A 9,881-nucleotide genomic window follows, 5' to 3' on the forward strand; every position below is an offset into this window, starting at 1 on the left:
GCATCCGGCCGCGGTCAAGGAATTCTCATTGAGGGGAGGCGTCATAAGGCGCAGGCCCGGAATCCATCACGCCGCATACGCAGGTGGAGAAATGGATTCCGGGCTCGTCCTTTGGACGCCCCGGAATGACGAGTGCAGTTGGGATTAATTTCTTCAATCCAATCAACCTGATTTGCCCCGTCCAGTCCTCGCACAAAAAACATTCCGCTTTCGCCGTCGGGCAAATCAGTGATTTAACTTCGCGCATCTCACCCGAATGAGGGGCGGGTCGCGATCGTCACGAACGTTGCGGTGAGATGCGGTGGACGTGAGAGTCACGACTGACGAGCGTGGCACTCACGGACGGCGAAGTCGTGTGGTCCTGGCGCCCCGACGCTGGCGCTAAGTCCTGGGGGATGGAAGCATCCCTAAGGGTGACGGTGGCAAAAGAGCCCGGTCACCGGGGAGAGCACGAAGTAAGCCGTAAACCATCGCGCAGGGAAAGCCGGAATGCTCCGGTTGAACCTGTGGTCCTACCCCCGTGCTTTTTGTTGCACGGGACCCACGGGTGCAACCAGCACCCGGCTTTCCCTGCGCCCTCAGATATCGAAGAGGGTGAAACGAGACGCAAAGCTCGGACGCAACGCGCCGCGAGAATGCACTCATATCCGCTGTTTGAATCAGACGTAGGATGGGTAGAGCGAAGCGAAACCCATCATTCGACCCGCTTGCTCCATCGTGATGGGTTTCGCTGCGCTCTACCCATCCTACAGGTCCGCTGTTTGACATTTGAATCAGATCTTTCCTCCCGTCGTCGCGGGCTTGAGCCGGACCCATCCTACGCACGATCTGCGCGCGCACATCCGTCTCACTCCACCGCTGCGCCCACCGGTGGCCCGCCGGGAGGTCGATGCAAGAACGTCATCGTTATGAAGGCGCCGATCCAGGAGCCGATTGCGGCGAACAGCACGTAGATCGAGTTTTCGGTGTAGCTGATCACCGCATAGGACGAGAGCACGTACCAGATGCTGCTCCAGGTCGCCGCCGGCACGCGCTTGCGCGCCACCACGGCGGACGTGAACATGACGTAGACCGCATCGGTTGCGGCCGTCGCCAGCACCACGCCGGCGGCGGTCAAGGGATCGATGGCCATTGCAACTCCTTCCGGATTCGGGCACTGCTCTTGCGCACAAGATTGAGGGAACGCCGAAGCGCGACCGGTTCAACCATGCCGAAAAAGGCAGGCGGTCGGCATCGTCAAAAAGGGGAGGGATCGTCAGGCAAGGACTGCCTGCGCGCAGCAGGGCCTGTTGCAGGCCCGCGTTGGTCTCACCGGCCGCGACCCCCGGAATTGTCCGGGGCTTGGCATTCAGCCGGCGTTCATGCCTCACTGTCCAAAGATTAACCGGAAACCTGCGTCCAATTGTCGCTTTTTTGGTTGTCTGAACCGGCAATTGGGCACTATTAGCGCAGCCGAACTTCCGACATCAGCCACGGCCCATGGTCAACAATATTACCAAGCGATTGCAGCCTCTTAGCCGCCAGCATTTGGCGCTGGTCGTGGCCGTGCTGGCGATCGCCGGCGGCGTGGCCTATGGGTCCCTGTCCACCAAGGCGGTAAGGGATGGCCATTCGGAGATTTCGAGCCAATCCCGCAAAGGCTTGCAACGCTACACGCCGACCCCCGCTGAATGGGCGAGCCTCAGCCTGCAGCCGGTCTCGGAGCGCGCCTTCCGCGCCGAATACGTGACCGAGGGCAAGATCGGCATCGACGAGGATCGCTCCACCCCGGTGTTCTCGCCCTATACCGGCCGCATCACCAAGCTCTTGGCGCGGCCCGGCGACAACGTCGTCAAAGGCCAGCCGCTGTTCGTGATTGAGGCCGCCGACACCGTGCAGGCCCAGAACGACTACATCTCGGCGATGACCAGCGTGAACAAGGCGAAGTCGGCGGTCGATCTGGCGCAGATCCAGGATAACCGCGCCAAGGACTTGTTCGAAGGCAAGGCCGTGCCGCTGAAGGACTATCAGCAGAGCCAGGCCACCCTGGTCCAGGCGCAGAACGATCTGCGCTCCTCACAGACGACGCTGGAGGCCGCCCGCAACAAGCTGCGCATCCTCGGCTTCGGCGACGCCGACATCGATGCGCTGCGCCAGAAGGGCGGCATCAATCCCGAGATCACGATCTTTGCGCCGATCGGCGGCACCGTGGTGCAGCGCAAGGCCGGCCCCGGGCAGTATGTCTCCTCCGGCGCCAGCGATCCCGTCTATGTCATCGGCGACCTCTCCACCGTCTGGCTGCTCGCCTTCGTGCGCGAGAGCGACGCTGCCAAGGTCGCGGTCGGGCAGGACGTCACCTTCAACGTGATGGCGCTGCCGGGCCGCTCGCTGACCGCGCGCATCAACTATGTCGCCGCCGCGATCGATCCGACGACGCGCCGGCTTCTGGTCCGCGCCACCATCGACAACCCGGATGGCGCGCTGAAGCCGGAGATGTTCGCGAATGTCACGCTCTATTCGCCGGGCGACCATCCTGCGGTCGGCGTGCCCAAGCAGGCGCTGATCTATGAGGGCGACCAGGTGCGCGTCTGGGTCGCGCATCAGGACAAATCGATCGAACTGCGCAAGGTCAAGCCGGGGATCACCAATGGCGATCTCGTTGAGATCGTCAGCAATCTGCGGCCAGGCGAGCAGATCGTCACCAAGGGCAGCCTGTTCATTGACCGCGCCGCCTCTGGCACCTGACCTTTCAATATTATCGAAAGCTTCGATCTGAATGGATCGCCTCGTCGCTCTCGCAGTCAGCCGCCGCTATCTGATGGTCGGCATCTACGCGGCCGTCCTGATCGGCGGCCTGATCGCTTTCCAGCACCTCAATATCGAGGCCTATCCCGATCCGACGCCGCCGATGGTCGACGTCGTGACGCAAAGTCCGGGCCTGTCGGCGGAGGAGATCGAGCGCTACATCACGATTCCGATCGAGACCCAGGTCGCCGGTCTGAAGAACCTGCGCACGATCCGCACCATCTCGCTCTACGGCCTCTCCGACGTCAAGCTGCAGTTCTCCTTCGACTACACATATGACGAGGCGCTGCAGCAGGTCCTGAACCGCCTCGCGCAACTGCCGACCCTGCCAGGCAGTGCGCAGCCGACCATCTCGCCGCTCAGCCCGATCGGCGAGATTTTTCGTTACCGCCTGGTCGGCCCGCCCAACTACAGCGTCCTCGATTTGAAGACATTGCAGGATTGGGTGCTGCAACGCCGCTTCCGCGCCGTGCCTGGCGTGATCGACGTCACCGGCTGGGGTGGCAAGACCAAGACTTATGAGGTGCAGGTCGATTTCAACAAGCTCGTCGCCAACGGCCTGACCTTGCCGCAGGTATTGCAGGCGGTGAGCAACGCCAACATCAATGTCGGCGGCAACACGGTCGATATCGGCAGCCAGTCCGCGGTGGTGCGCGGCGTCGGCCTGATCCGTTCGGTCGACGACCTCAACAACACCATGGTGTCGCAGTCCGGCGGCAACCCGGTGCTGGTGAGGGATATCGCGACCGTCACCGTCGGCGAGAAGCCGCGGCTCGGGATTGCCGGCATCGACAATGACGACGACATCGTGCAGGGTATCGTGCTGATGCGTCGCGGCGAGCAGAGCTCGCCGACGATCGCCCGCGTCGAGCAGCTGGTCAAATCGATCAATCATTCCTCGATCCTGCCGCCGGGGGTAAGGATCGAGCGCATCTACGACCGCAAGGACCTGATCGATCTCACCACCCACACCGTGCTGCACAACATGGTGGTCGGCATCCTCCTGATCGTGCTGCTGCAATGGATCTTCCTCGGCGACCTCCGCAGCGCGCTGATCGTCGGCGCAACCATTCCCTTCGCGCTGTTCTTCGCCGTGATCATCCTGGTGCTGCGCGGCGAATCCGCCAATCTGTTGTCGGTCGGCGCGATCGACTTCGGGCTGATCGTGGATGCCACCGTCATCATGGTGGAGGCGATCTTCCGCCGCCTGTCACAGACCACGGCGCTTTCGGAAGCCGAGCAGAGCCATATCTCCGCCGAGACCATGATGGGCATGAAGAGCCACGCGATCCTGTCGGCGTCCGCCGACGTGTCGCGCTCGATCTTCTTTGCCGCCACCATCATCGTGGCCGCCTTCCTGCCGCTGTTCACGCTGAGCGGCGTCGAGGGCAACATCTTCGGGCCGATGGCGCGGACCTATGCCTATGCGCTGGCCGGCGGCCTGCTCGCGACCTTCACCGTGACGCCGGCGCTGAGCGCGATCGTCCTGCCCGCGCACATCGAGGAAACCGAGACCTGGATCGTCAAGCAGCTCAATCGCATCTATCTGCCGGTCCTGAGCTGGGCGATCGCCAACCGAAGGCTGGTACTCGTCGGCGCGGTCGGCCTCGTGATCCTGACCGCGATGTCGGTGCGCTTCCTCGGGCTGGAATTCCTGCCGAAGCTGGAGGAGGGCAATCTGTGGATCCGCGCCACGCTGCCGCCGACGATCTCGCTGCAGGAAGGCAATGCCTATGTGAACGAGATGCGGCGGATGATCCGGGCCCGTCCCGAGGTCGAATCGGTGGTGTCGCAGCACGGCCGCCCCGACGACGGCACCGACGCCGCCGGCCTCTTCAACGCGGAATTCTTCGCGCCGCTGAAACCGGCGAGCGAATGGCCCGGCACACGCGACAAGGATGAGCTCACCGCCCAACTGCTGGCGCAGCTGCAGGACAAATTCCCCGGCGTCGAATTCAACTTCTCGCAATATCTGCAGGACAACGTTTCCGAAGCCGTCTCCGGCGTGAAGGGCGAGAACTCGATCAAGCTTTACGGCAGCGACTTGCAGGCGCTGACCGACACGGCCAACCAGATCAAGTCGGTGCTCTCGACGGTGCAGGGCGTGACCGACCTTGCGGTGTTCACCTCGCTCGGCCAGCCGACCATCCAGATCGACGTCGATCGCGCCCGCGCCGCGCGCTACGGCCTCTCACCGGGCGATATCAATGCCACCATCAAGGTCGCGGTCGGCGGCGACAGCGCCGGCGATCTCTACGAGCCCGGCAGCGACCGTCATTTCCCGATCATCGTGCGGCTCGCCCCGGAATATCGCAAGAGCGCGGAGGCGATCCAGAACCTGCGGATCGGCGTCGCCAGCCCCAACGGCGGGATCACGCAGATTCCGCTGAGCGAGGTGGCCTCGATCAAGCTGATCTCGGGCGCCGCTTACATCTACCGCGAGCAGCAGGAACGCTATCTGCCGATCAAGTTCTCGGTACGCGAGCGCGACCTCGGCAGCGCGATCCAGGAAGCGCAGCAGAAGGTGGCCGACCAGGTCAAGCTTCCGCCGGGATCGCATATCGAATGGGTCGGCGAGTTCGGCAATCTGCAGGACGCGATCAAGCGATTGTCGATCGTGGTGCCGATCAGCCTCGCTTTGATCGCGATCCTGCTGTTCCTCAACTTCGGCTCGATGGTCGACACGCTGCTCGCCATGAGCGTGATCCCGATGGCGATCTTCGGCGGTGTGTTGGGGCTGCTTGTCTCCGGCATCCCCTTCAGCGTCTCGGCCGCGATCGGCTTCATCGCGCTGTTCGGCATCGCCGTGATGGATGGCATCATCATCCTGTCGCAGTTCAACCAGCTCATCGATGAAGGCTATGAACGGATGCGGGCCGTGGTCCGCACCGGTGAATTGCAACTGCGCCCGGTGTTGATGACCTGCGTCGTCGCCGGCGTCGGGCTCCTGCCGGCGGCGCTGTCGGAAGGGATCGGCTCGCAGGTGCAGAAGCCGCTCGCAGTCGTGGTCGTGACCGGCATGATGCTGGCGCCGATCGTGATCCTGGTGACGCTGCCGGTCCTGATCTCCTATTTCTCGCGGCGCGACTCTAGGAGGTGAAGCCGTAGAGCCGGGCCGGGTTCTCGACCAGGATCTTCTTGCGCGTCGCCGCGTCCGGCGCCCACACCGCGAGCTGGTTGAGCAACCGCCCGTCGTCGATCTGGTACAGCGGGACAACATCCGTGACCTGCTTTCCGGGCGGGACCACCGTATCGGGATGCGGCCAGTCGGTGCCCCAGATGATGCGGTCGGGATTTGCCGCGATCAGTGCCTTGGCGAACGGAACGGCGTCCTGATAGTCGGGTGCGAGCTTGGAGGCGCGGTAGGCGCCGGAGATTTTCACATAGGCCTTGCCGGACTTCACCAGTTCAACGAGGTCCGGAAAACCCGGTTGCTCCACGCCCAGCGCGGCCTGCGCGCCGCCGAAATGGTCGAAGACAACAGGGACGGGCGATGCCAGGACAAGGTCTTTGACCGCGGGGATAAGCGGCAAGTTCGTGTAGACCTGCACATGCCAGCCGCGCCCCTTGACGCGGTCGATTCCGGACGTCAGGCGGGCACGGCCGACATTGGGATCGTTGATGCCGCCGGTTGCGAGGTTGAGGCGGATACCGCGGAAACCGTCCTTCTGCATCGCATCGAGATCGCTGTCCGGCGTCTTGTCGTCGATCACGGCTACCCCGCGCGCGGTGCCGCCGCGCGCCATCATGCCGAAGCGGGTCGCGGAATTGTCGGTGCCGTAGACGCTCGGCGTCACGATCACCACGCGCTCGATCCCGAGCGCCTTGTGCAGCGCGCTCATCTCCTCCGGCGAGGCCGGCTCGGGCGTGTAGACGCGGCCGGCGAAGAACGGGAATTTCTGGGGATCGCCATGGATGTGGGTGTGGCAGTCGCAGGCGCCGGCGGGCACGTCGAAATTCACCGGCGTCGATGGCTGCGCTGCCTTGGCGTACACGTCTCTGTTGTTCATCATCACTCCGGCCGCGATGGAGGCAAGCATCATACTGCGTCGCGTCAGCATTGGTGTTCTCCCTGCGTTTCCTCATTTGATCGGCGCTTGCTGCGCCCCAGCGTTATCTGCCGCTGGTCGAGCGAGGTTACAGGGTGAATGCGTGGGCGGGAAGGCGGCGGTGCCTATGCCGCGATCATTGTCCGGACGGCGTGCGCAGCCCATGCCAGGCGTCGCGCACCTGGTGGTAATGCACCTCTGGCAGGTAATCCGGCGTGTTGAGATTGAGGTTCTTGACGTCGAGCCGGCCGATGGCGCTGAGCAGGCTGTAGGAAGCGATCACGCGGTCGCGCAGCGCACCGATCAGCCGGGCCCTGGCCGAGATCAAATCCTGTTGTGCATTGAGCACGTCGACGGTGGTGCGCTGGCCGCCGGCCGCTTCCCGCTGGACGCCCTGCAGCGCAACGTTCGCGGCGCGGACTTCGGATTCGGAAGCGGAGACCGCCGTCTTGGCGCCTTCGTTGGCGACCCAGGCGCTGACCGCAGCGGTGCGTGCCTGATTACGAACCTGGTCGAGCACCAGCCGGCTCTGCGCCGATACTTCCTTGGCCTGCCGGGTCTGGGATGCCGCCATGCCGCCGTCATAGATTGGTTGGTTCAACTGGCCGATGATGGAAGCCTGGTCGGTTCCGAATGTGCCGAGCGTCGGGTCGGAGTCGCGGCTGCGGCTCACGCTGCCTTGCACGGTGACGTTCGGCATCAGGCTGCTTTCGGCAACGCGGATCGTGGTCGAGGCGACGTCGACGTCAAAGCTCGCCGCCATCACCGCCGGATGCTCGCGGTAGGCGAGCCCGATCGCGTCCTCGCGGTTGCGTGGCAGCAGGCGGTCGATGGTCTCGGCCGGCCGCAATTGTCCGGGCGCGTTGCCGATCACTTGCGCATAGGTGGCCTGGCTGATCGCGAGATTGATCTCGGCGGCGTTGAGGTCGGCGAGCCCGCGGTTCAGTCGCGCTTCGGCCTGCGCAGTGTCGGTCGGCGTGACATCGCCGGCATTGAGGCGTTTTTGGGTGATGCCCTGGGTTTCGCGCAGGAACGCGACGTTGGCGCGCTGCGCCTCGACCAGCGACTGGTTGGCGAGCACATTGGTATAGGCGGTGACGGCGTCCAGCAGCACGCCCTGGCCGACATTACGCAAAGCTTCGCGCCCGGATTGGACCTGCAGTTCCGCCACGCGCACGCTGTTGGCGGTCTTGAAACCGTTGAACAGCGTCTGCGTCACCGTCAGGCCGATCTGCCACGGCTTCAGGTTCGCGGTCTGCACGACGTTGTTTGGCAAGAGGTCGCGCACCGCCTGCAGACCCGCGGAGAGCGTTCCCACGATCTGCGGACGATAGCCGGTCAGCGCCTGCGGCACGTTCTCGTCGGTCGCACGCTGCCGCGCCCGCTCGGCATTCAGCGCCGGATTGGTCTGGTAGGCTTTGGCGAGCGCTTCAGTGAGGCTCTCCGCACGGACCGCCGAGGCGGCAAAATCGACACAAAGCATAACGCCAAGGCAAATGCCCGTCTGAAGCAAACGCCTTCTTACGTCGCTAACTCTAGCGGCACGTCCAACCATAATAACCCGCAAACCACCCTGACTGCCTGCCCCCGTCGTCTGGGTCACATCTACTGTTTAGGGGATGGTATCGCCACTGACAAACGGTCGCGCGACATCTGCACATCAAATCAGTGCTTGTCTGTTGCCGGTTCGTCACAGACGAATGACAGTCGTGAAGGATTGCGCTGTGCGCACCTGCACCACCGTCATTCCGGGGCATCGCGAAGCGATGAGCCCGGAATGACGACGGTGGTTTGTTCATCTGTTCTTGTTCACAGGTTGTCGCTTCTCGATGAAGGCGGCCATACCTTCGGAGCGATCTTCGAGCGAGAAGGTCGAGTGGAACAGGTTGCGTTCGACGTTGAGGCCTTCCGACAGCGTGGTCTCGAAGGCGCGGTTGACGGCTTCCTTGGCCATTGCCGCCGTCGGGCGCGACATCGAGGCGATCTTTTCAGCGGCCGAGAGCGTCTCTTCCATCAGCTTGTCGGCGGGCACGACGCGACTGACCAGGCCGGAGCGTTCGGCCTCGGCGGCATCCATCATGCGCCCGGTGAGGCAGAGATCCATCGCCTTCGACTTGCCGATTGCGCGCGTCAGCCGCTGCGTGCCGCCGATTCCGGGGATGGTTCCGAGCGTGATCTCGGGCTGGCCGAACTTCGCCGTGTCGGCAGCGATGATGATGTCGCACATCATGGCAAGCTCGCAGCCGCCGCCAAGCGCATACCCTGCCACTGCCGCAATCGTCGGCTTGCGGCATCTGGCGACGCGGTCGCCGCCGATCGCTGCGAAGTCGCTCGTGAACATGTCGATGAAGCCTTTCGGCTGCATCTCCTTGATGTCGGCGCCGGCGGCAAAGGCCTTCTCGCTGCCGGTGAGGACGATGCATCCGATCGCATCGTCAGCCTCGAGGTCGTCGACCGCGGCCGCGATCTCGCGGAAGACGCCGAAGGAGAGCGCGTTGAGCATTTTGGGACGGTTCAGCTTGATGATGCCGACCGCGCCCTTGCTCTCGACAATGATGTGTTCAAACGTCGACATGATCCACCCAGTTTTCCTGATTTAGCGGCAATGTGCCCGCTGATGGGGTGGGCTTCAAGTGGGCTCCCGGACGCGGTGTGACGCAATTCGCGCCGCGCGTCCGGGCACCAAGGACGCTAGGCTGTGTGGACTCTTGGGATTCTCAAATCAGATGGAACGTGATTCAAGGCTTTCTTTTAGGAGGAAGCCTTGGGCGTTACGGATCGGCTCGTTCTGAGCGACAGGCAATGGGACCGTATCTCCGGCTTGATCATCGGTCGGCCGGACCAGCGTGGTTCGACAGGCCGCGACAACCGGATGTTTGTCGAGGGCGTGTTATGGATCGTGCGAACCGGTTCGCCGTGGCGTGATCTGCCCGAAGCGTTCGGCGAATGGAACAGCGTCTTCCGACGTTTCAGCCGGTGGAGCGCCAAGGGGGTCTGGCTAGGTATGTTCGAAGCGCTGGCGGATGATCCGGACTTCGAATACCTGAT

At 63.5% G+C, this 9,881-nt stretch carries 7 protein-coding genes; 3 read left to right on the top strand and 4 right to left on the bottom strand.

What is annotated here, in order from left to right; all coding sequences use genetic code 11:
* Positions 1 to 847: 847 nt before the first annotated feature.
* Positions 848 to 1,132 carry a hypothetical protein gene (locus tag K288_RS0134665; protein WP_027583676.1) on the bottom strand — a complete coding sequence of 95 codons (285 nt, stop codon included), beginning with the start codon at positions 1,130 to 1,132 and terminating at the stop codon, positions 848 to 850.
* A 347-nt stretch (positions 1,133 to 1,479) separates the two neighbouring features.
* Here K288_RS0134665 and K288_RS0134670 point away from each other — a divergent pair, with 347 nt between their 5' ends.
* On the top strand, positions 1,480 to 2,724 hold the full coding sequence (locus K288_RS0134670; RefSeq protein ID WP_027583677.1) for an efflux RND transporter periplasmic adaptor subunit: 1,245 nt from the start codon (positions 1,480 to 1,482) through the stop codon (positions 2,722 to 2,724).
* 31 nt (positions 2,725 to 2,755) lie between these two features.
* Positions 2,756 to 5,884, top strand: coding sequence for a CusA/CzcA family heavy metal efflux RND transporter (locus K288_RS0134675; protein ID WP_027583678.1), 3,129 nt, complete (start codon positions 2,756 to 2,758; stop codon positions 5,882 to 5,884).
* Here K288_RS0134675 and K288_RS0134680 read toward each other — a convergent pair.
* The 3 genes from K288_RS0134680 to K288_RS0134690 form a co-directional block, all read right to left on the bottom strand.
* Positions 5,874 to 6,845: an amidohydrolase family protein gene (locus tag K288_RS0134680; RefSeq protein ID WP_027583679.1), complete on the bottom strand. Its 972-nt coding sequence runs from the start codon at positions 6,843 to 6,845 to the stop codon at positions 5,874 to 5,876. The two genes, K288_RS0134675 and K288_RS0134680, sit on opposite strands and share 11 nt — an antisense overlap.
* A 124-nt stretch (positions 6,846 to 6,969) precedes the next feature.
* Positions 6,970 to 8,316 carry a TolC family outer membrane protein gene (locus K288_RS0134685; RefSeq protein ID WP_064737382.1) on the bottom strand — a complete coding sequence of 449 codons (1,347 nt, stop codon included), beginning with the start codon at positions 8,314 to 8,316 and terminating at the stop codon, positions 6,970 to 6,972.
* Positions 8,317 to 8,628: 312 nt separating this feature from the next.
* Positions 8,629 to 9,408, bottom strand: coding sequence for an enoyl-CoA hydratase (locus tag K288_RS0134690; RefSeq protein ID WP_027583681.1), 780 nt, complete (start codon positions 9,406 to 9,408; stop codon positions 8,629 to 8,631).
* 189 nt (positions 9,409 to 9,597) lie between these two features.
* On the opposite strand from K288_RS0134690, the gene K288_RS0134695 reads away from it, so the two are divergent.
* Positions 9,598 to 9,881: IS5 family transposase (locus K288_RS0134695; RefSeq protein ID WP_027580940.1), on the top strand; the 284-nt coding region annotated here is incomplete at its 3' end.

Origin of the sequence: Bradyrhizobium sp. Ai1a-2 (genome assembly GCF_000426245.1) — a bacterium.
GTDB lineage: Bacteria > Pseudomonadota > Alphaproteobacteria > Rhizobiales > Xanthobacteraceae > Bradyrhizobium.